Source organism: Methylobacterium sp. R2-1 (genome assembly GCF_014191355.1).
In the GTDB taxonomy this organism is placed as follows: domain Bacteria; phylum Pseudomonadota; class Alphaproteobacteria; order Rhizobiales; family Beijerinckiaceae; genus Methylobacterium.
This window is the reverse complement of sequence record NZ_JACHWM010000008.1, coordinates 42,082-62,877: the sequence shown is the minus strand read 5'-3', so window position 1 is coordinate 62,877 and position 20,796 is coordinate 42,082. Positions and strand designations below refer to the sequence as shown.

Genomic DNA, 20,796 nt, shown 5'->3' with positions numbered 1-20,796 from the left:
TCTCGATCGAGGGCGGCGCGCTTTCGCGTTCCGGCCACGCGTTCCGGCTCGACAACGGCCACGCTCGAAATTATAGCATTAGCTATAACTAAGAGGGCGAGGTTTTATGTCGAGAAAGCGCTATGGGCTTGGCTGTTGGGCCGGGATCGGCATCGCCGGTCTCGTCGGAGCGCCGCTCCAGGCCGAGGAAGTGTCTCTGGACGAGATCAGCGTGGTCTCGGACAAGCCGGGTCGGCGCGAGGGCGCAGCGGCGGGACCGACGCCGAACCCGGCCGGTTCGGTAGACGTGCTGCCGGTGGTGACCGACCGCTTCTCGACGGTGACCGTCGTCTCGGGTGGCGAACTGGCCCGCTCGCAGCCGACCTCGCTCGGCGAGGCTCTGTTCGACAAGCCGGGCCTGTCGGCGACCACCTTTGCACCGGGCTCGGCCTCGCGGCCGATCATCCGCGGCCTCGACAATCACCGCGTCCGCATCCTCGAGAACGGCACCGGCGTGCAGGACATGTCCGATCTCGGCGAGGACCATGCCGTCCCGATCAACCCGCTGATCAACGACCGTATCGAGGTGATCCGCGGGCCCGCCGGCCTGCGCTACGGTTCCCAGGCGGTCGGTGGCGTCGTCTCGGTCGAGAACAACCGCATCCCGACGAGCATCCCGCCCGGCGGCATCGCGGGACGGGTGACGACCGGCTATTCGGCCGTCGATAACGGCCGCAACGGGGCCGCGACCGTCGATGCCGGCAGCGGCAACGTCGCTGTCCATGCGGACGCCTTCAAGAGCGTGGCGGACGACTACAACACGCCGCTCGGCATCCAGCGCAACTCCTTCAACGAGTCGCAGGGTGGAGCCTTCGGCACCTCCTACCTGTTCGACCGCGGCTTCGTCGGCCTGTCCTTCAGTCACTTCGATTCGGTCTACGGCATCCCCGGTCTCAGCGCCGCGGCGCAGCGCACCCGCCTCGATCCGGTGCAGGACAAGCTCCAGGCGCGAGGGGAGTACCGGCCGCTGGACGGACCGTTCGCGGCGATCCGGTTCTGGGCGGGAGGCTCGAACTACCGGCACAACGAGTTCGGCACCGACGCGAACGGCGTCGAGGAGATCGCGGCGGTGTTCAAGAACCGGGCGGCGGAGGGACGGATCGAGTTCGACCACGTGCCGGTCGAGACGGCGTTCGGCACCCTGAGCGGCCAGCTCGGCGTCCAGGCCGACCGGCGCAAGCTCCGCATCTCGGGAGCGGAAGGGGGGCTGCTGCGTCCCACCGACACGCGGGTTCAGGCGGCCTATCTGTTCGAGGAACTGGCGCTCGGCGGCGGCCTGCGGTTCCAGGCGGCGGGTCGGATCGAGGGCAACCGCGTCGCCGGCACCCAGGCGCTGTTTCCGTCGGACTTCCTGCCCGACGGTCCCGGCGATGAGCCGGTGGAATCACGCCGCATCCGCCGCTTCGCCCCGAAGAGCGCCAGCTTCGGTGCGCTTCAGGACCTGCCCTACGGCTTCGTCGCGAGCCTGACCGGCTCCTATGTCGAGCGCGCCCCGACCTCGCCCGAGCTGTTCTCGCGCGGGCCGCACGAGGCGTCCGCGACCTTCGAGATCGGCGACCCGAATCTCAAGCTGGAGCGCGCCCGCACCGTCGAGCTGGCGATCCGGCGGGCGGACGGGCCGTTCCGCCTCGACGCCACCGGCTACGTCACCCGCTATACCGGCTTCGTCTACAAGCGCCTGACCGGCTTCACCTGCGGCGACACCTTCGATAGCTGCGGCCTCCGTGGCGGCGATCTGCGGCAGGTCGTCTACTCGCAGGCCGGCGCCACCTTCGCCGGCGCCGAGATCGCCAGCCAGATCGACCTTGTGCCGGTCGGCGACGGTTTCGCCGGGATCAGCGCCCAGTACGACTTCGTACGGGCGCAGTTCGATGACGGCAGCTTCGTGCCGCGCATCCCGCCCCACCGCGTCGGCGGCGGCGTCTTCCTGCGGGCGGACGGCTGGTTCGCCCAGGTGAGCCTGCTGCACGCCTTCGCACAGACCCAGACGGGGGCGCTGGAGACGCCGACCCCTGGCTACAACGACCTCAAGGCGGAGGTCGCCTATAGCCGCCCGCTCGATCCGGCGGTCCACGGCCTGAGCGAGGTGACGCTGGGCCTGCGCGGCACGAACCTCCTCGACGATGTGATCCGCAACGCCGCCTCCTTCCGTAAGGACGAGGTGGTCCTGCCGGGCCGCAACGTGCGGCTCTTCCTCACGGCGCGGTTCTGAAGACCGGAAAGCCGCCTGTGCTCGAAGCGATCTAGGCGCACCGTCCAAGCGGCGCTCCTATCGCCTCGGGCCTTCCGGCCTCGGCCCTCCCGGCTTCGACGTCGGGGGCAGCGGTCCGGCCGAGCCACAGGTCGCGGAACGATGGATGGAAGCCGTTTGCGACTTCCGCTCAGTTTTAGCGTTCTGGAGCCTGAAAGACTCGGGCAGCGGCCATGATCATTCAGACATCATAAATGATGTTTTCTGAGTGCAGCGCAGAGTGGTCGTATCTACGGATGCGATGCGAAATTGTTGGAGGTAGGAGGCCGGACGCATTGATTCCATCTATTGCCAGCCTGAGGAATTCCCGTAACGATCTCGGTGAGACTGCGGGCCGTGCCGCCCGTTCCGTCTGCGGAATACGGTGCGGAAGGCTGTGCGAAGGTACGGGATGGATGGGAGCGGCATTCCACCTGCCCGATCGGATCGTGGCGAGATGGCCGAGCGGATCCGGACCTATGACTGGTCGGCGACGGCGCTCGGCGCCGCGGAGACATGGCCGCCCAGCCTGAGGGCCACGATCAGCCTGCTCCTCGGCTGCGGCTTCCCCATGATCGCGCTGTGGGGCCCGGACCTGATCCAGATCTACAACGACGGCTTCCGTGATCTGATGGGATTGAAGCACCCGGCCGGGCTCGGTCAGCCGTCACGCGACTGCTGGCCCGAGGTCTGGCACATCAACGCGCCGATCTACGAGCGGGTCTGGAACGGCGAGACCTTCACCTTCGAGGACGCGCTCTATCCCCTGTCTCGGGCGGGCCGCGTCGAGGATGCGTGGTTCACGCTGACCTACAGCCCGCTCCGGGATGAGACGGGAGACATCGCGGGCATCCTGGTCACCCTGCTCGAAACCACGGTTCGGGTGCTGGCGGACCGCGCCCTGCGCGAGAGCGAAGCACGTTTCCGGGCCGAACTGGAACGGCAGGTTCGGGAGCGGACGGCGGAGCTTCAGGCAAGCCGCGACCTGCTCAAGGCGACCATGGACAGCTCCATGGACATGATCCAGGTCTTCGAGGCCGTGCGCGACCCGGCCGGCGAGATCGTCGACTTCCAGTGGCTCCTGAACAACCATACCTCCGAGAGCCGATACGGTGAGGTGCGTGGGCAGAGCTTGCTCGAACGCAATCCTGGCGTGGTGCAGGAGGGCATCTTCGACACCTTCAAGCGCGTGACGGAGACCGGCCAGCCTGCGACCGCGGAGCGCCGCTACGTCCACGAGCAGTTCGACGGTTGGTTCTTCCAATGCGCGGTCAAGCTCGGTGACGGGGTCGCTACCACCACCAAGGAGATCTCGGCCTGGAAGGCGGCGCAGGAGGAGGTGCTGCGGCTTCGCGATAACATCGCGCAGGCGGCCCTGCGCGAGAGCGAGGAACGCTTTCGCGCGCTGGCCAGCCTCATTCCCGTCCTGCTGTGGCGCTCCGATGAGAGCGGGCAGCACAACTCGCTCAACGAGGCTTGGCTCACCTATACCGGTCAGAACCTGCAGCAGTCTCAGGTCGGCGGTTGGCTCGAGGCGGTCCACCCGGACGACCGCGATGCGGCGCGCGAGGCTTTCCGCGTCGGACGCGAGCGGCAGCGGCTGATCGAGGTACAGCAGCGTATCCGCCGGCATGACGGGGAGTACCGCTGGTTCCTCGTACGGCAGGCGCCGATCGTCGATGCCGAGGGGCAGGTCACACAGTGGATCGGCGCCGCCATGGACATCCACGACCTGCACGATCTGCAGGAGCGTCAGGCCGTTCTCGTCGCCGAATTGCAGCACCGCACCCGCAACCTGCTCGGCGTCGTGCGTTCCATCGCCCACCAGACCATGGTGCAGACCGGCCCGACCGAGCGCTTCCGCGAGCAGTTCAACGACCGGCTGGCTGCCCTGTCGCGGGTTCAGGGATTGCTGTCGCGCTCGGAACAGGAGCCGATCACCCTCCGCACCCTGATCCGGACCGAGTTGGAGGCGCTCGGAGGCGGCGACTTCGCGGACCGGATCCATATCGCCGGCCCGCCGGTGCACCTGCGCAAGGCGTCGGTGCAGACCCTTGCGCTCGCCATGCACGAACTGGCCACCAACGCCCGCAAGTACGGTGCCCTGACGACCGAACACGGCCGCCTCTCGGTGACATGGCGGGCCGCTCGAGACGATCAGGGCGGCGGGAGCCTGCTGATCGAGTGGATCGAGGAGGGCATCAGCCGGCCGCGCGAGGAGCGCAGTCCGACGCGCCGTGGCTACGGACGCGAACTGATCGAGCGGGCGATGCCCTACGCGCTCAACGCCAAGACCCGTTACGAACTCGGCGAGACACGGCTGCGCTGCGCGATCGAATTGCCGCTGGATGAGCGGTTCGGCGAGATGAGCACGGCCTGACGGTTGCCCCGACGAGCGTGGTTCAGGCGGCAAGCGCCGTCAGCATCGCGCTGCCGGTTGCACTCGCCTCATAGCGGGTGCGCTGGGTGCGGCCATCGCGGGCGGTCACGGTGAGGAGAGCTTCGCTGGCGAGGCCCTCCACCGCGCGCAGCACCAGGGCGTGCTCGACGCCGAAGATGCGGGCGAAGCTCCGGCTGTCCGCGGCCAGCCCGAGATGCAGGCCGGCAAGGATGCCGGCCTCCAACAGGTTTAGTTCCGGACGCAAAGCCGCGATTGTGTCGGTCGCGGCGAGAAAGGTCTCGGCATCGGCGGGGGGCTCGCTCACGCGGCCTTGCCCACGGCGTTCGCGGCGCGGGCACGCACCTGGACCAGAACCGACTTCGAGGTTGGTGTGTCCGAGAACTCGCCGAAGGCCGAGAGCGGCACCAGCACATTGAGTTCCGGGTAGTAACCGGCGAGCGAACCGCGCGGCATGTCGAAGGGCACGAGGCGAAAATCCTCCGCCACCCGCTCGACGCCATCCTCGGCGTGGACGCAGACGAGATCGACGCGCTCGCCCGCCCGCGCCTTCAGCTCGGCGAGATCCTCCGGGTTGGCGAACACGACGCGGCGCTCGCCATAGACGCCGCGGTAGCGGTCATCGAGGCCGTAGATCGTGGTGTTGTACTGGTCGTGGCTCCGGAAGGTTTGCAGCACGAAGGTATCGCCCTGGAGGCTCGCGCGCTGGTGCTCGGTCGCCACCGGCAGCGGTCCGCTCGAAAAACCCGCTCGGCCGGTCGCGGTCTCGAACACCCGCTCGGCGGCGAGATTGCGCAGCATGAAGCCGCGGGGCCGGCGCACACGGGTGTTGAAGCCGGCAAACCCCGGGATCGTCCGCTCGATGAGATCGCGGATGAGGTCGTAATCGTCGGCGAGCGCGGCCCAGTCGATCCGCTCCGAGCCGACGGCGGCAGCGGCCATGCCGGCGATGATACCGATCTCCGAGCGCAGATGCGGCGAGGCCGGCTTGTTGATGCCACCCGAGCCGTGGACCATGCTCATCGAATCCTCGACGGTCACGATTTGCACCTTGCCCCGGCTGTTGCGGTCGATTTCGGTGCGCCCGAGGCAGGGCAGCAGGTAGGCGACCCGGCCCGGCACGAGGTGCGAGTGATTGAGCTTCGTCGCGATGTGGACGGTGAGTTCACAGCCTGCGAGCGCCTTCTCGACCAGCTTGGTGTCCGGCGTCGCGCGCACGAAGTTGCCGCCCAGGCCGATGAAAGCCTTGGATGAGCTATCGAGCATCGCACCGATGGCGCCGAGCACGTTGTGGCCTGCTTTACGCGGTGCGTTGAGGCCGAACTCGCGATCAAGCGCTTCGAGGAGCGCGACCGGTGGCTTCTCGTTGATGCCGACGGTGCGATCGCCCTGCACGTTGGAATGGCCACGCACCGGGCACAGGCCCGCGCCGGGGCGGCCGATGTGGCCGCGAAGGAACAACAGGTTGGCAATCTCGCGGATCGTCGCGACCGAGTGGCGGTGCTGAGTCACGCCCATCGCCCAGGTCGCGATCACCTTGTCGGCGCCGAGATAGACGTCGGCTGCGGTCTCGATCTCCTCGCGGGTCAGGCCGGACTGGTCGAGGATTGCCTCCCATTCCGTCGCCTCGACCGCCGCGCGGTAATCGACGAACGCGCTCGTATGTGCGGCGATGAAGGCGTGGTCGAGGAGCGAGGGTTTGCCCGCCTCAATCGCCGCCGCGTCGCGGGCGAAGACGACCTTGGCAATGCCGCGGAAAGCGGCCATGTCGCCACCGGGCTTCGGCTGGTAGTAGTGGCTGGCGATCGGGCGGCTTGCGCCCCGCAGCATCTCGACGCTGTTCTGCGGATCGGCGAAGCGCTCCAGCCCGCGCTCACGCACGGGGTTGAGCACCACGACCCGCGCGCCGCGCTCCGCGGCCCGGCGCAGGTCGCCCAGCATGCGCGGATGGTTGGTGCCGGGGTTCTGGCCGACGACGAAGATGGCGTCCGCCTTTTCGAAGTCTTCGAGCAGCACCGTGCCCTTACCGATGCCGATGGCCTGGACGAGGGCGATGCCGCTCGCCTCGTGGCACATGTTCGAGCAGTCGGGAAAGTTGTTGGTGCCGTAGGCGCGGGCGAAGAGCTGGTAGAGGTAGGCCGCCTCGTTGGAGGCGCGGCCGGAGGTGTAGAACTCGACGCGGTCGGGATGGTCGAGGCCGCGCAGGGTCGCGCCGATCTCGGCGAAGGCTTCGTCCCACTCCACGGCGTGGTAGGTATCAGTCTCGGCGTCGTAGCGCATCGGATGCGTGAGGCGGCCCTCGCTCTCCAGCGCGTAGTCGGTCCAGCCGCGCAGCTCCGAGACCGGATGCTTGGCGAAGAAGCGCGGCGTCACACGCTTGTCGGTCGCCTCCCACGAGACCGCCTTTACACCGTTCTCGCAGAACTCGAAGGAGGAGCCGTGGGCCGGGTCGCCCCAGGCGCAGCCCGGACAGTCGAAGCCGTCGGGCTGGTTGGCACTCAGCAGGGCGCGCGCACCGGAGAGCGGGGCACGGCTGCCCAAGAGGAATTTGCCGCAGCTCTTCAGTGCACCCCAGCCGCCCGCGGCGGAAGAACGCTTGGGTAAGCCTTGCGAACGGTCCATCCGAAAGCCCGGTCTTCGCGATGTGGGAGATGTCTTCGGCGATCCGCGTCCGCCGCTTCGCCCCCTGGCGGGTGAGCGGTCTCAGATCCCGTAACCTGGGAAGTAACATCTCGCAGATGCGAGTTGATGCGTGGCCGATGATGGGGGAGGCATTCCCACCGCGCAGGGCAATTTAATACAATTCCATAAGATGCCTGTTTCTGGAATGGCTCGAGTGTATTTCCAACGAGCTTGCGAGACCGCAGCTCGGCATTTTGATGCGTTGCAACAAAGTGCCGGGTGCAAGAAATTGCGCTGCGGCCGGGCGCCGTGTGGCGGGGAGCGGACGGAGATTCCGCTGCTGGTGCCCTGTCACTTCGCCGATCTTGCGCAAGGCTCGCCGCAAAGTTGGCCCTGGGCCGGCTCAGGCACCCCGTGCGATCTCCGCCGCGTCGCGCCCGACGACAGGGGCGAGGCTTGTCAGTCCCTCCGCCCGCAGCCGCTGGCTCAGGCCGCGCTTGATCGTTCCGACCAGCCCTGGCCCCTCATAGACGAGGGCGGAGTAGAGCTGGACGAGGCGCGCACCGGCCCGGATCTTGGTCCAGGCGGCCTCCGCCGAATCGATGCCGCCGACACCGACCAGCGGGATCCGGTCGCCGACGCGCAGATAGGTCTCGGCCAGGAGCCGCGTCGCCGGTCCGAACAGGGGCCGGCCGGACAAGCCGCCGGTCTCCCTCGCCACAGCGGACTCTGTGAGGGTCGCGGGCCGCGCGATCGTCGTGTTCGAGACGACGAGGCCCTGGATGCCGCGCCGGAGCGCCGTCGCCGTCATCGCGTCGAGCCCTTCGAGCGCGATGTCGGGCGCGATCTTGAGCAGCACCGCGGCGCTCGATCCGCTGGCGTCGCGGGCGGCGACGACGCGCGCCAGCAGGTCGTCGAGGAAGGCTTCGCCCTGAAGGTCGCGCAGGCCCGGCGTGTTGGGCGAGGAGACGTTGACGGTGATGAAGGCGACATGCGGCGCGAGCCGTTCGGTGCAGGCGACGTAGTCGGCGAGCCGATCCTGCGACTCCTTGTTGGCGCCGATATTGACGCCGACGATCCCATCACGGCCGGTGCGGGCCTTGAGCCGGTCAGCCACCACGTCGAGCCCCTCGCTGTTGAGGCCGAAGCGGTTGATCACCGCCCGGTCGCGCGGAAGCCGGAACACCCTTGGGCGCGGATTGCCGGGCTGCGGCTGCGGCACGACTCCGCCGACCTCGACGAAACCGAAGCCGAGGCCCAGCAGCGCATCGGCCACCCGAGCGCCCTTGTCGAACCCGGCGGCGAGGCCGACCGGGTTGGGGAAGCGCCGCCCGAACATCTCGACCGCCAGCGCCGCGTCGTCGGCCGGCGGCTGGCGCGGTGGCAGCAGCGAGAGGCCGCGAATCGTCAGGTCGTGCGCCGTCTCGGCGTCGAGCCCATGCAGCAGCGGCCGGGCGAGGGGGAAGAGCGCGTCGATCATGCCTGCGGTATCTCCGCCGGGAAGGCGTGCCGCCCGTCCGCTCCGAGGGGCAGGTCGGCTACGGAGCGCACGGCGCTCAAGGGAAGGTCACCGTAGAGGTGCGGGAACAGCGCGCCGCCCCGCGACGGCTCGAAGCGGAGCGCCGGCCCGAGATCCGCGGCCTCGACTGCCACGAGCAGCAGACTCTCCTGCCCGGAAAAATGACGGGCGGCCGTCTCGGCGACCTGCTCGGCGGTCGAGAAGTGGATGAAGCCGTCGGCGTGATCGACGGGTGCGCCGGTGAAGCGACCGAGGGCCTCGGCTTCCCGCCAGAGGTCGCGCTGACAGATCTTGTAGACGAGGGCCATCCGGTCTCCGGGGGTAAACCTTCCGGAGCGATAGAACGCACGCTTCCGCGCGGCAACCGATGCCGTGTGTGACCTGATACGGAGTGCCGCGCCTTCACCGCAGGCCACTCAGATGCGACACTGGCCTCTCCGGATGCCCCGATTGCGTCCGGGTTCAGCGGGTTCTAGTTTCCTAACTTTAGGCCGTATGTCTCAACGGCACACGCGCCGGTTTGAGGCCGCTATGCTGTCGCACGAGCAGATTTGGACTGCGATCGACCGGTTGGCCGAGCGCCACGGCTTCTCCGCCTCGGGCCTCGCCCGGCGTGCGGGCCTCGACGCCACGAGCTTCAACCGCTCGAAGCGAGTCGGTCCCGATGGGCGCAAGCGGTGGCCCTCCACCGAATCGATCGCGAAGGTGCTCGCCGCCACCGGCGCCAGCCTCGACGACTTCCTGCACCTGGTCGGTTCGGAGCAGGCGCCGACCCGGACGATGGTGCCGCTGATCGGCCTGACCCAGGCCGGCTCGGGCCGCCTGTTCACCGAGGAAGGTATTCCAACGGGCGGCCCCGGCTGGGATGAGATCGAGTTCCCCGATCTCGGCGGAGATCACGCCTTCGCCCTGGAGGTGCAGGGCGATTCGATGCTGCCGCTCTACCGTGACGGTGATGTGCTGATCGTTGCCCCGAATGCCGGCATTCGCAAGGGTGACCGGGTCGTTGCCCGGCTCAACAGCGGCGAGGTGCTGGCCAAGGAGCTGCGCCGCCGCACCGCCCGCACCATCGAACTGGCTTCGCTCAATCCCGACCACGAGGATCGCATGGTGCCACTCACCGACGTCGCCTGGATGGCGCGGGTGATGTGGGTGCGGCAGTAGTCCTCGATTCCGGCGCCCGGGACTACAGGCCGGCTAGCCGGTGGGCCATGCCGAGAGCGATCTGGCCCGAGAGCAGGCTCCAGCCGCAGGCGATCATCGTCGCGACCATCACGAACGGGATCGGCCGCTGTTCGAAGCGACGGCCCCGCAGGGTGTTGCGCAGGATGATGAAGGGCGCGACCACCGCGATCATCGGCAGCGCGGCGAGCGCGGTGACGCCGCCGGCCTCCAGCAAGCGGAAGCTCGCCCGCCGGTTCGTGGCGTATTCGAAGGCACTCGCGAGCAGCCCCGCCAGCGCGAGGCCGACGATGAGCGCCTGAATGGATTCGAGGGAAGTGGGGCTCAGGGTCATGACGCGACGCTCCTTCTCAGGATGTGGCGCGCAGTCTGGCCGATGGTTTACGTCTTGTTAAGAAAGACGTTTCGTTAACGCTAACGCCGCCCACAGGTGCGATGCCCGGGACGGCGCGATGTTCCGTGATCGGACCCGTGATCGGAACGAGGCGAGCCTCAGGCCTCCTCTTCGAGGTCGATATCGAGGATCGCCATCCGGAAGGTGAAGGAATCGTCGCCGTCCTCCTTGTCGTCGGCGAGAACGCCGATCGACTCGTCGCCGATGAACACCTCGGCGGAGTCACCGGTCTTCATCGCGACCACGCGGATGTTGGCGTTGGCGAACTTGCGGCGCAGGTAGTCCTGCAGCTTGGCGACTTCGGTCTTGGTCACGCCGTCAACCTTCTTGCGAGGCGGTGCATGCCGGGACGCGCGATCCCGGCGGCAGCGCGGATGGGGCTTCGGATGGTCGTCGGCGGCTTGCCACGTCGCGGGAGGGCAGGCAACCCGCCGGAGGCAGGGAGCGGCTTCAGATTCCGCCGGCGATATCGACGAACTCGCTCATCGCCACGAGCTGGTCCATCGAGCGGGCCGGCTCGGCACAGCCGGCAGCACCCACGACACGCGCCGGCACGCCGACCACCGTGGTGTGCGGCGGCACCGAGCGGAGCACGACGGAGCCCGCCGCGACCCGGGCGCAGGCCCCGACCTCGATGTTGCCGAGGATCTTGGCGCCCGCACCGATCATGACGCCGCGGCGGATCTTCGGGTGGCGGTCGCCCCCATGCTTGCCCGTGCCGCCGAGCGTCACCGCGTGCAGGATCGAGACGTCGTCCTCGATCACCGCGGTGGAGCCGACAACGAGGCCGGTGGCATGATCGAAGAACACCCCGCGCCCGATCCGGGCCGCCGGGTGGATATCGGTCTGGAACACCTCCGACGACCGGCTCTGGAGGTAGAGCGCGAGATCGCGCCGGCCTTGGCCCCAGTACCAGTGGGCGAGACGGTGCGCCTGGATCGCGTGGAAGCCCTTGAAATAGAGCAGCGGCTCGAGCGCTCGGGTCGTCGCCGGGTCACGATCCATCACGGCGAGGATGTCGGCGCGCATGCTCTGGCCGATGCGGGCATCGTCCTGGAGCGCCTCGTGGAAGCCGTGGGCGACGAGTTCGGTCGAGAGCGAGGCGTGGCCGAGTCGGGTGGCGACGCGGTAGGCCACCGCCGCCTCCAGGCTCGGATGGTTGAGGATGGTCGCCACGAAGAACGAGGCGAGTTGCGGTTCGTCGCGCACCACCGACTCCGCTTCGGTGCGCACGCGCATCCAGAGCGGATCGACAATACCGGCGATCCCTTCGCGCCCGGAGGCCGGGCTGAGCGACGGACTGGCGGACATGCATTCCTCCTCGACGGATGCGCCGGCTGTCCATCCGGCCTGAGACCGCGACACGCGTCGCGGCCGGCAGAGTGTTCGAGCCCCGTCGCTTTGGCGGGACGGATTATGCCGCCGGGCAGGGCAAGTGGATACGACCCGTATCGCGCGTGCGGCGAGCGAGAGAAGTGTCTTCGCCCGCGCCGGCGCAAGCCTTACAGCTTGGTGTAACCCGGCGCCGCATCAAGAGGTCGTGCTTCACCCTGGGTGGCGCCGCTGTCACGCGGCCGGGCGCTTGCCGCCGTTGTCGTTGCCGCTGACGCGGGTTTCGATCACCTCGATCAAGCGCGCGGCCATGATCTCGACCGGGACGTCGGAGGTGTCCACGACGGCCGACGCCCGGGCATAGAGCGGCTCGCGGCTGAGCAGCACGGCGCGCAGGTCGTCCAGCACCCAGGCGGGGTCGCCCTTGCCCTCGACATGGCCCTGGTCACGCACCCGCTGAAGATGCTCCTCGGGCCGGGCCTGTAGCCAGATCGTGTAGAAGGAAGACAGGAGCAGGTCGTAGGTCAGCGGCTCGGCGACGATGCTGCCGCCGGTGGCGAGCACCATCGGGCCCGGCTGCTCGGCGAGGCCACGCAGGGCCTTCTGCTCAAGCCGCCGATAGCCTTCCTGACCGTAGATCGCGAAGATTTCGCGCACCGACAAGCCGTTCTCGCGCTCGATCTCGGTGTTGAGCTCCACGAAGCGCCAGCCGAGATGGGCGGCCGCCATCCGGCCGAGCGTCGATTTGCCGGCGCCACGCAGGCCCACCAGCGCCACGCGCCGCCGGACCGTGCGCGCTTCCGCGCCGGTTGAGCCCGCAAGCGCCGACTTGGCCAGGGCAATCTGGTCCGGGCTCGCCTGGTCGAGGAGGTCGCGGATGACGCGCCAGTCGGAGGAGGCTTCCTGGCTCGAAACGAGATCGTCGAGCCGCATCCCCATCGCGTTGGCGACACGCCGCAGCAGGATGATCGAAACGTTCCCCTGGCCGCTCTCGAGTTGGGCGATGTAGCGCTCGGACAGGCCTGAGGCCTGCGAGAGCAGCTTGCGCGACAGTCCGCGCACCGTCCGGGCGTGACGCACACGTCGGCCGAGTTCGTTGAGGAAACTCGCCTCTTGTTCGGCCGCGTCGGTCATGGCCTCACTCACCTCATCGTCCTTTCCGACGCCCGCCTCGATCCACATCCTTGCCGGGCGTCCCCGTCGAGGTCCCCACCTCCCGCTCAGGACACCGTCCGTTCGTCCGGTTTCCCGTCCGAGCGACACCCGCAGGAACACGCGGGCCAGAGCGCGCGGGTTATGGCGGGGAAGGCGCACATCTGGAGATTGGCAGGCTGCAGCGCAACCCACCTCCCAAGCGTGGCATCCATGCGCACTCGCCGGTGGATAATATATGCTATCCCGCAATGCGAGATACGGCACCGCAAAACATTACTCCGTCAACGTCACACCCTCGAACAGGGTGCGCCCGAGCGGATCTGTCCGGAAGCCGTTCACCGTGCGCCGGATCGCCATGTGGACGAGGGTGTGGGCGAGTGGCACCCAGGGGGCGGCCTCGCGGAAACGGACTTGCGCATCCCTGTAGAGCCGAGTGCGAACCTCACGATCGTCGGTCCGGCGGGCGGCCTGTACCGCCGCATCGTAGCCGGGATCGCACCAGCGGGCGAGATTGGCGCCTCCCGGTTCCGCGGCCCGGCAGCCGAGCAGCACGTTCATGAAGTTGTCTGGGTCGCCGTTGTCGCTGGTCCAGCCGTAGAGCATCATCGTCGGCTCGCCACCGTAGAGTGCGGCCCGGTATGCAGTCCAATCGCGGGTGACCAGCCGGGCGCGGACGCCGATGCGGGAGAGGTCAACGCGGATCATATCCGCCACGCGCCGTCCGTTGGGGTTGTAGGGCCGGCTGACCGGCAGGAACCAGAGATCGGTCTCGAACCCCTCGGCGAGTCCGGCCTCGGCGAGCAGGCGAGCGGCGGCCTCGCGGTCGAAGGGGGGCTCAGGCAGGTCGCGGTGGAAGGCCCAGCTCGACGGCGGCAAGGGGTTATGTGCCACCGTGCCGGCCGGTCCGTAGACGGCCTCGACGATGGCGCGCCGGTCAATGGCGAGGTTGATGGCGCGGCGCACGCGCGGATCGGTCATCGGCGGGCGCGCGGTATTGAGGGCGAGATAGGCGATGTTCAGTTCCTCGCCCGATACCAGTGCGAGGTCGGGGTCGGTCCGCACCGCATCGAGATCCGCCGTGCCGGGAAAGGCCATCACATGGCATTCGCCCGCCTTGAGCTTGGTCAGTCGCACGGCCGTGTTCGGCGTGATCGAGAAAACCAGCGCCTCGACGGTTTCCGCCTCGGCTGCCGCTGCCCGGCGCCAGTACTCCGGGAAGCTGCGATAGCGCACCGCCACGTCGGGGCGGTAATCGACGAAGCGGAACGGCCCTGTGCCGACCGGCGCGCGGGCCAGCTCTTCCGGCACACCTCGGCGGGCGAGTTGCTCGGCGTACTCCGCCGACAGGATGCTGCCGAAGGCCTGGGCGAGGTTGGGCAGGAAGGTCGCGTCCGGCTCCTTGAGCCGGAAGCGGACCCGGCGTTCGTCGAGCCGTTCGATTCCCTCGATCAGGCCGGCGAGGCCGAGATCGCGGAAATAGGCGAAGTCGCCGCCGACCCGATGATAGGGATGGTCCGGCTTCCACTGGCGGAGGAAGCTGAACAGCACGTCGTCGGCATTGAGCGGGCGGCTCGGCGTGAAGCCGGCATTGGCGTGAAAGCGCACCCCCGCCCGCAGGGTGAAGTCGTAGGTCCGCCCTCCGTCGGAGACCTGCCACGACTCGGCGAGCGCCGGCCGCAAATCGGTGGTGCCGGGGGCGAACTCGACGAGGCTGTTGAACATCTGCCACGCCGCACTCATCGCCGTCGTCGTGGTGACGAGGCCGGGATCGAGCGATTCCGGGTTTCCCTCCGAGCAATAGACCAGGGTGCGCGCCTGCCCCGGCGAGGCTCCGGTGACGGCGGCCAGCATGACGGCCACGGTGGCCGCGGCCCGGACGCGGTATCCGATGCGATCTCTCGCGCGGCGTCTCATGGTGCCTGCGCTCCGGCGGGCCGGCGGGCGGTGCCCGTCCGCTCGACCTCGCCGGGTGCCCGCGGGAATTCGAGCCGCACGAGCGTGCCCCGGCCCGGCTCGCTCTCGACGGCGATGCGGCCCTGGAGCTTAGCCGTTACGAGGTTGTGCACGATGTGCATGCCGAGCCCGGTGCTGCCGTGGGAGCGGGCGGTGGTGAAGAACGGGTCGAAGATCCGCCCGAGATGCTCCGGCGCGATGCCGCCGCCGTCGTCGCTCACCTCCAGCCGCACGAGAGATCCGGCATGCGAGACCCGCACCGTGATGGTTCCGGGCCGCTCGGCACCGGCGAAGCCGTGCACGACGGCGTTGGCGACGAGATTGGTGACGACCTGCGCCAGCACGCCGGGATAGGTGTCCACGACGATGCCGGATGGGTCGTCGCGCTCGATCCTGTGGCCGCCCTTGCGCAGCATCGGCTGGAGGCTCGCGAGCAATTCGCCGAGCCAGACGTCGAGATCAAAACGTCGGCGCTCGTCGCTCGCCCGGTCCACCGCCACCTGCTTGAAGCCGTGAACGAGGTCGGCGGCGCGGGTCAGGTTCGCGCAGAGCAATTGCGACCCTTCCCCGACTCGATCGACGAAATGGGTCAGGCGCGAGCGCGACAGCGTGCCCGCCGTGACCAAGCCCTGAAAGGCCCGCGTCTCGTCGCGTACCAGCGTCGCGGTGGTCAGCGCGATGCCGAGCGGCGTGTTGATCTCGTGGGCGACGCCGGCCACGAGCTGCCCCAGCGAGGCAAGTTTTTCCGCGCGGATCAGGTCGTCCTGGGCCTGATGGAGATCTTGAAGGGCATTGTCCGCCTGGTCCTTGGCCCGCCGCAATGCCCGTTCGCGCCGGCCGATCTCGGTCACGAAGAAATTCGTCGCCCGGGCGATGTCGCCGAGTTCGTCCGTGCGCTGCGTGCCGGAGAGCCCCTCCGCCTTCGGGTCGGCGGCGAGCGCGATCATGTCGCCCTGGAGCTGACGCAGCGGCACGAGGATCGAGCGGGCCACGGCCAGCGCGACCAGCGCTCCGAGCAGCAGGCCGACAGCCGCGCCGGCGAGGAGAAGCTGGCCCAGGAAGGTGCCGAACCGGTCGGCATCCTCGACGGCGTCGTCGTTCAGCGCGCGGGCGGCCTCGCTCAAGCCCGCAGCGAGACCGTCCATCTCGGCTATCATCGCGTTCTGCCGCTTGAGTCCGTCGACGGTGGTGGCGAGCCGCGCGCGCCAGCCGTCGATGGCCTCGATCATCTCGGACTGGATCAGCGGTGAGATCGGCAGCGCGGACGCGCTCGCCGAGAGCCGCTCGCCCTCGCCGAGCATGGCGGAGACGGCCTCCGCATCCCGGCGTGCCAGCGCCTCGGCGGTGCGCTGCCCAAGCTTGAGCGTCGTGATGCCGATGTTCTGCGTCGCCTGCTCCGTCGCGTTGGCCTCTCCTGCGTAGGTGAGGAGCTGTGCCACCTCGTCGTCGAGCGTGCGCTGCTCGGACGTCACGATCTTGAGGAGGCGCTCGCCCCACTCGGTCAACCGATCGCTCGCGGCCGAGTCGAGGGCGGTCAAACGTTCAGCTTCCGCGGCCTCGGTCTCGCGAGAGGTGGCGCGCAGGGCCGCCGCAAGGTCGCGGCCGGCATGAACGAGGCGGGTTCGCTCAGAGCGCTCGGTCCCAGGGGGGGCGCCGCGTTCCCTGGCGAGGGCGAGCTGCCACGCGGCGGCCAGCACGGCGTTGAGCCCCGTCACGGCGTCACGGGTCGCGCGCAGCCGGTTCACTTTTCCCGTCAGCGTCCAGGCAAGGTCGACGTTCGAGGTTTGCTGCCGCTCGCGGGCCTGCTCGGCGAGGTCGGTCAGGCGGCTCGCGCGCCGGCTCATCTCGGCGATGAGACCGTCATTCTCGCGGGCGACCGCGGAGAAATCGCGCATCCGCTCCACGTAGCGGTCGAGGGATTGGCGTGCGGCGGCGGCCCGCTCGGCCTGTCCCCGGGTGCGAGCTTGATTCTGAAGAGTGGCCAGGCCGCGGCCGGCTCTGTCGGTCAGGTCGAAGAACCGCGTCTCGAAGGCGGCGCGTGCATCGGCGCGGGCGGCGACGAAGTCGTCGCGGACCAACCGCGCCAGGGTGAGATCGTGATAGACGCGGGCGGCGAGCAGGGCGCCGGCCCGGGCCCGCTCGCCCTGGGTGAGCAGGAACCAGCCCGCCGCCGCGATGGCCGCGGCGACGAGGATCGGGACACCGCCGACCAGGGCAATCTTCCGGCCGACCCGCATCCTCGCCCCGTCGCGGGCTCCCTCGGGAGCGTCTTTCGTCGCGGCGGGATCGTCGCCGGAAAAGCGGCTCCGGACAAGGGCCTCGCCCCCGTCTTGGTGGGGATGGCCCCCGAAGCTGTCCTCATACCCCCGCCGTGGACGTGTGGCGCCGCTTGCGCTCCGGCGAGCCTCGGCCGCCGGAGGTGCCGAAACGCCCCTCCTTGGTCGGCGTCGTCTGCACGGTCCGGCCGGTGCGGCCGCCCTGCTGGCGCCCGTGCAGGATCTCCCGCAGGTTGGCCAGCGCCTCCGGCGAGGTCTCCAGGGCCTCCTTCGAGAAGTGCGGCATGGCGGCCTTCCTCAGCGTCCGGTGAGAGCAATGATGCGCACCTTGCGCCCATCGGCAGAGCAGGCCGCCGGCAGGTAGGGCCACGCGGCGGCACAGGGGGAGACCGTCATCGACGGACCGCTCTCGGGAGCCTCGACCGTGGGCGCCTCGATGGGCGCCGCACTCATCGCCAGCTTCGGACGGGCGGCGGCATCCGTCGCGGCCAAGCCGGCAACGAGGCCGGCGGACAGCACCGCACTCGCGGCAATCATTGAGACCAATCCCTGCATGACATCCCCTTGCGGCTTCGCCGTCGTCGATGGGGATGGTTGTAGGGAGAGGGCGTGTCCGGCGTTTTGCGTCACCGGTCACAGGATCACCGGATCAAGGGCGTTTGTTGCGTCGAAGACCGCGCCGACGAAACATTCGGCGGCGGATGCGCCCTCAATCCCCCTCGGGCCGGAAGATATAGCCGAGGCCGCGCACGGTACGGATGTAGCGCGGGTTGGCCGGGTCGGGCTCCACCTTCTTGCGGATGCGATTGATTCGCACGTCGATCGCCCGGTCGAAGGCGTCCGGATCGCGGGCATCGGCGAGGTCGAGCAGCCGCTCGCGGGACAAAGCCCGCTTCGGATGATCGGCGAAGGCCTTGAGAAGATCGAATTCCGAACGGGTGAGCGGCTGCTCCACGCCCGCGTCGTCGCGCAGGCGCAAGGCATCGAGTTCGAGCCACTTCGTTCCGAACCGGATGGTTCGCGAGGACACCGCCGGTTCGGGTGCCGGGGCCTTCGCCGACGCCAGGGTAGAAGCCGGGGGCGCACCTTGCGCCCGCCGCAACACCGAGCGCACCCGGGCGACGAGTTCACGCAGCTCGCAGGGCTTGGGCAGGTAGTCGTCCGCGCCGAGTTCGAGTCCCACCACCCGGTCGATCGGGCTGGCCGTCGCCGTCAGCATGATGATCGGGATCGGGCTGCGCGCCTTCAGGTCCCGCACGATGGAAAGGCCGTCCTCCTCGGGCATGTTGAGGTCGAGCACGATCAGGTCCGGTGTGCGGATCTGCAGATGCGCCCGCAGCGCCCGCCCGCCCTCGCACAGGGCCACGTCGAAGCCGTGCAGGCGCAGGTAATCGCCGACCATGGCGCGGGCATCCGCCTCGTCGTCGACGACGGCGATGTGGGGGCCGGTCACCGTCATGGGCGGTCGCCTGCCGGATTGGGTGAAGAGAACCGTGTCGTCACCTCGATCTTCCCTCGAATCGAAAAGCGCACACTTGGCCGAACGCGACAGCTTTCGCTCTCACCATGCCCGATCGAACCGGACTTGGCGACGCCGCCGAGGCGGCAATCAACGGCTCTTACGGAGCGTGTGACAGCGGTCGTGCACGCGATCATTGAAGCCACCCGACATGTGCCGGCGAGTGATGTGTTGAGACCATCCGCCTTTCGATAAGATTTCTTCGCAAGTTCTCGCTAAACATCGCCGTGTGTGATTTCGAACGGCACAACCGCACGCGCCGCCTCACCAAGAGTGACGAGAGAGCACTCGTTACGCTGATGCGGGCAGCAAAGGCAGGCGGGTGGCCTCGAAGAGCGCGAAAGGCCTTCACGCGATGAGTGACGCGATGGACGACGACTGGCTTGAACTCATCCCCGACGAGGCGGCGGAAGCGCCGGCCCGCGCCGGCACCTGGACGATCGCGGTGATCGACGACGACCCGGCTGTCCACGAGGGCACCCGTTACGCGCTCGCCGGCTACAGCCTCGACGGGCGGGGCCTCGATATCCTCTCCGCCCACTCCGCGCAGGAGGCGCGGGCGCTGCTCGCCGAGCGGCGCGACGTCGCCATCGTGCTCCTCGACGTGGTGATGGAGACCGACGATGCCGGCCTCAAGCTCGTCGACTACATCCGCCGGGACCTGAAGGAAGAGACCGTCCGCATCATCCTGCGCACCGGCCAGCCGGGGCAGGCGCCGGAACGGCGCGTCATCGTCGATTACGACATCAACGACTACAAGGCGAAGACCGAACTCACCGCCGACAAGCTCTTCACCAGCCTCACCGCGGCGCTCCGAGCCTACCAGCAGCTCCGGCGGCTCGACGAGACCCGGCGCGGCCTCGAAATCATCATCGACGCCGCGCCGATGCTGCTCGACCATAAGTCGATGCAGCGGCTCGCCGAAGGGGTGCTGACCCAGGTCGCCTCGCTCCTCAACGTGGATTGCGCCGGTATCCTCGTGCTGCGCGAGGATGAGCGCGAGGACAAGCGCGAGGCCGGAGACCGTCGCGAGGGCGGCTTCTGCGTGCTCGCCGGCTCAGGGCTCTACGGCGGCTATGTCGGCCGCGATCCCGGCTGGCCGCTCGACCCCGGCATCCAGCCCCTGGTCGAGCAGGCCTTCGCCGCGCGCCGCCACAGCTTCGGCGATCACCTCTCCACGCTCTACGTGCAGACCGCGAGCGGCAGCGAGATCGTCGCGCTGATCGACACCGACCGCCCGCTCTCCGATACCGACCGCGCGCTGATCACCCTGCTGGCGGGACGTCTCTCGGTCGCCTTCGACAACGTGATTCTCTACGAGCGGCTGCAGCGCGCCAACGTCACCCTGGAGCAGCGGGTGGTCGAGCGCACCGCCGAGCTCATCCGCGCCAACCGGCGCCTCGACATGCAGCGCTCGGACCTGCGCCGGGCCAACAGCCTCAAGACCGAGATCCTGGGCACCATCGCCCACGACCTGAAGAACCCGCTCTCGGTGATCCTGGGCCGGTCCGAGATGCTGACCGACCTGATCGGTCTCGACCAGGGGGAGACTTCCGGCTCGGAGAATGCGCGGGCTGCGATGCGGACCCAGGTCGATCACATCCGCACCTCGGCCACGCGCCTGATCGACATGATCGACAGCCTCATGGCCGACGCCATGAACGATGCCCTCGACATCACCCTGCGGCGCGAGCCCGTGGATCTGGCCGGTCTTGCCCGCGAGGTCTGCGAAGCCAACCGGCCGCTTGCCGAATCGAAGGGCCAGAGCCTGACCACGAATCTGGCTGCCCCGCTCCATCTCTGTGGCGACGCCGAGCGGCTGCGCGAGGCGCTCGACAACCTCGTCTCGAACGCGATCAAGTATTCCTATCCCGGCGGAGCGATCACGGTGAGCGTGCGGGAGGAGGGGGGCAACTACGTCTGCGCGGTGGCCGATCAGGGCCCAGGCCTGTCCCCGGAGGATGCCGGCCGCCTGTTCGGTCGTTATCAGCGCCTGTCGGCCAAGCCCACCGGCGGCGAGGGTTCGACGGGGCTGGGCCTCTCCATCGTCAAGCGCATCGCCGAACTCCACGGTGGCCGCGCCGAGGCGTTTTCCGATGGCGCGGGGCGGGGCGCCGTGTTCTCGATGCGGTTCCCGAAGGAGACGGTGGGATTGGTGTAGGCGTGGCTGTCAAGCG

General features: G+C 68.8%; 17 protein-coding genes. 4 read left to right on the top strand and 13 right to left on the bottom strand.

The features are described 5' to 3' along the window. Positions 1 to 106 precede the first annotated feature (106 nt). Positions 107 to 2,251 (top strand): TonB-dependent receptor, encoded by a 2,145-nt coding sequence (locus tag FHU13_RS12835; protein ID WP_183436267.1) that lies wholly within the window; start codon positions 107 to 109, stop codon positions 2,249 to 2,251. Positions 2,252 to 2,681: 430 nt separating this feature from the next. Beyond that, entirely contained in the window at positions 2,682 to 4,649 is a 1,968-nt protein-coding gene (locus tag FHU13_RS12830) for a PAS domain-containing sensor histidine kinase (RefSeq protein ID WP_183436266.1), read from the top strand. A gap of 22 nt (positions 4,650 to 4,671) precedes the next feature. Here the strand turns inward: FHU13_RS12830 and FHU13_RS12825 are convergent, their stop codons facing one another. The 4 genes from FHU13_RS12825 to FHU13_RS12810 form a co-directional block, all read right to left on the bottom strand. Beyond that, complete coding sequence (locus tag FHU13_RS12825; protein ID WP_183436265.1) at positions 4,672 to 4,974, bottom strand: hypothetical protein; 303 nt, start codon at positions 4,972 to 4,974, stop codon at positions 4,672 to 4,674. Further along, entirely contained in the window at positions 4,971 to 7,289 is a 2,319-nt protein-coding gene (locus FHU13_RS12820) for an FdhF/YdeP family oxidoreductase (RefSeq protein WP_183436264.1), read from the bottom strand. The genes FHU13_RS12825 and FHU13_RS12820 overlap by 4 nt, the downstream gene beginning before the upstream one ends. A 403-nt stretch (positions 7,290 to 7,692) precedes the next feature. Then, positions 7,693 to 8,769 (bottom strand): quinone-dependent dihydroorotate dehydrogenase, encoded by a 1,077-nt coding sequence (locus FHU13_RS12815; RefSeq protein WP_183436263.1) that lies wholly within the window; start codon positions 8,767 to 8,769, stop codon positions 7,693 to 7,695. Beyond that, on the bottom strand, positions 8,766 to 9,116 hold the full coding sequence (locus tag FHU13_RS12810) for a DUF952 domain-containing protein (RefSeq protein WP_183436262.1): 351 nt from the start codon (positions 9,114 to 9,116) through the stop codon (positions 8,766 to 8,768). The genes FHU13_RS12815 and FHU13_RS12810 overlap by 4 nt, the downstream gene beginning before the upstream one ends. 223 nt (positions 9,117 to 9,339) lie before the next feature. Between FHU13_RS12810 and FHU13_RS12805 the strand changes: the two genes are divergently transcribed. Then, positions 9,340 to 9,972, top strand: a complete 633-nt coding sequence (locus FHU13_RS12805; RefSeq protein WP_183436261.1) for a helix-turn-helix transcriptional regulator — start codon at positions 9,340 to 9,342, stop codon at positions 9,970 to 9,972. A 22-nt stretch (positions 9,973 to 9,994) separates the two neighbouring features. Here FHU13_RS12805 and FHU13_RS12800 read toward each other — a convergent pair whose 3' ends face one another. From FHU13_RS12800 to FHU13_RS12760, 9 genes are all read right to left on the bottom strand, one after another. Then, positions 9,995 to 10,324 (bottom strand): DUF6949 family protein, encoded by a 330-nt coding sequence (locus FHU13_RS12800; RefSeq protein WP_183436260.1) that lies wholly within the window; start codon positions 10,322 to 10,324, stop codon positions 9,995 to 9,997. Between the two features lie 158 nt (positions 10,325 to 10,482). Further along, the gene (locus tag FHU13_RS12795; protein WP_183436259.1) at positions 10,483 to 10,698 is read right to left on the bottom strand and encodes a DUF3126 family protein; all 216 of its coding nucleotides are present in this window, start codon (positions 10,696 to 10,698) and stop codon (positions 10,483 to 10,485) included. Between the two features lie 136 nt (positions 10,699 to 10,834). Beyond that, positions 10,835 to 11,695, bottom strand: coding sequence for a serine O-acetyltransferase (gene cysE, locus FHU13_RS12790; protein ID WP_183436258.1), 861 nt, complete (start codon positions 11,693 to 11,695; stop codon positions 10,835 to 10,837). A 255-nt stretch (positions 11,696 to 11,950) separates the two neighbouring features. Further along, positions 11,951 to 12,898: a helix-turn-helix transcriptional regulator gene (locus FHU13_RS12785; protein WP_183436257.1), complete on the bottom strand. Its 948-nt coding sequence runs from the start codon at positions 12,896 to 12,898 to the stop codon at positions 11,951 to 11,953. A gap of 246 nt (positions 12,899 to 13,144) precedes the next feature. Further along, the gene (locus FHU13_RS12780) at positions 13,145 to 14,785 is read right to left on the bottom strand and encodes an ABC transporter substrate-binding protein (protein ID WP_312889584.1); all 1,641 of its coding nucleotides are present in this window, start codon (positions 14,783 to 14,785) and stop codon (positions 13,145 to 13,147) included. Continuing rightward, the gene (locus tag FHU13_RS12775) at positions 14,782 to 17,061 is read right to left on the bottom strand and encodes a sensor histidine kinase (RefSeq protein ID WP_183436256.1); all 2,280 of its coding nucleotides are present in this window, start codon (positions 17,059 to 17,061) and stop codon (positions 14,782 to 14,784) included. Before FHU13_RS12775 ends, FHU13_RS12780 begins: the two co-directional genes overlap by 4 nt. Positions 17,062 to 17,182: 121 nt before the next feature. Beyond that, positions 17,183 to 17,386 (bottom strand): hypothetical protein, encoded by a 204-nt coding sequence (locus FHU13_RS12770; RefSeq protein WP_183436255.1) that lies wholly within the window; start codon positions 17,384 to 17,386, stop codon positions 17,183 to 17,185. Positions 17,387 to 17,397: 11 nt separating this feature from the next. Beyond that, positions 17,398 to 17,637 carry a hypothetical protein gene (locus tag FHU13_RS12765; RefSeq protein WP_183436254.1) on the bottom strand — a complete coding sequence of 80 codons (240 nt, stop codon included), beginning with the start codon at positions 17,635 to 17,637 and terminating at the stop codon, positions 17,398 to 17,400. Positions 17,638 to 17,809: 172 nt separating this feature from the next. Then, entirely contained in the window at positions 17,810 to 18,559 is a 750-nt protein-coding gene (locus tag FHU13_RS12760) for a response regulator (protein ID WP_183436253.1), read from the bottom strand. A 427-nt stretch (positions 18,560 to 18,986) separates the two neighbouring features. On the opposite strand from FHU13_RS12760, the gene FHU13_RS12755 reads away from it, so the two are divergent. Continuing rightward, on the top strand, positions 18,987 to 20,780 hold the full coding sequence (locus FHU13_RS12755) for a DUF3369 domain-containing protein (protein ID WP_183436417.1): 1,794 nt from the start codon (positions 18,987 to 18,989) through the stop codon (positions 20,778 to 20,780). Positions 20,781 to 20,796: the final 16 nt, after the last annotated feature.

Bases quoted from the DNA above. Each gene is read 5' to 3' on its own strand.
- FHU13_RS12835 (WP_183436267.1), top strand. From the start codon at position 107: ATGTCGAGAAAGCGCTATGGGCTTGGCTGTTGGGCCGGGATCGGCATC.
- FHU13_RS12830 (WP_183436266.1), top strand. From the start codon at position 2,682: ATGGATGGGAGCGGCATTCCACCTGCCCGATCGGATCGTGGCGAGATG.
- FHU13_RS12820 (WP_183436264.1), bottom strand. From the start codon at position 7,289: ATGGACCGTTCGCAAGGCTTACCCAAGCGTTCTTCCGCCGCGGGCGGC.
- FHU13_RS12815 (WP_183436263.1), bottom strand. From the start codon at position 8,769: ATGATCGACGCGCTCTTCCCCCTCGCCCGGCCGCTGCTGCATGGGCTC.
- FHU13_RS12810 (WP_183436262.1), bottom strand. From the start codon at position 9,116: ATGGCCCTCGTCTACAAGATCTGTCAGCGCGACCTCTGGCGGGAAGCC.
- FHU13_RS12805 (WP_183436261.1), top strand. From the start codon at position 9,340: ATGCTGTCGCACGAGCAGATTTGGACTGCGATCGACCGGTTGGCCGAG.
- FHU13_RS12800 (WP_183436260.1), bottom strand. From the start codon at position 10,324: ATGACCCTGAGCCCCACTTCCCTCGAATCCATTCAGGCGCTCATCGTC.
- cysE (WP_183436258.1), bottom strand. From the start codon at position 11,695: ATGTCCGCCAGTCCGTCGCTCAGCCCGGCCTCCGGGCGCGAAGGGATC.
- FHU13_RS12785 (WP_183436257.1), bottom strand. From the start codon at position 12,898: ATGTGGATCGAGGCGGGCGTCGGAAAGGACGATGAGGTGAGTGAGGCC.
- FHU13_RS12780 (WP_312889584.1), bottom strand. From the start codon at position 14,785: ATGAGACGCCGCGCGAGAGATCGCATCGGATACCGCGTCCGGGCCGCG.
- FHU13_RS12775 (WP_183436256.1), bottom strand. From the start codon at position 17,061: ATGCGGGTCGGCCGGAAGATTGCCCTGGTCGGCGGTGTCCCGATCCTC.
- FHU13_RS12770 (WP_183436255.1), bottom strand. From the start codon at position 17,386: ATGCCGCACTTCTCGAAGGAGGCCCTGGAGACCTCGCCGGAGGCGCTG.
- FHU13_RS12765 (WP_183436254.1), bottom strand. From the start codon at position 17,637: ATGATTGCCGCGAGTGCGGTGCTGTCCGCCGGCCTCGTTGCCGGCTTG.
- FHU13_RS12760 (WP_183436253.1), bottom strand. From the start codon at position 18,559: ATGACGGTGACCGGCCCCCACATCGCCGTCGTCGACGACGAGGCGGAT.
- FHU13_RS12755 (WP_183436417.1), top strand. From the start codon at position 18,987: ATGGACGACGACTGGCTTGAACTCATCCCCGACGAGGCGGCGGAAGCG.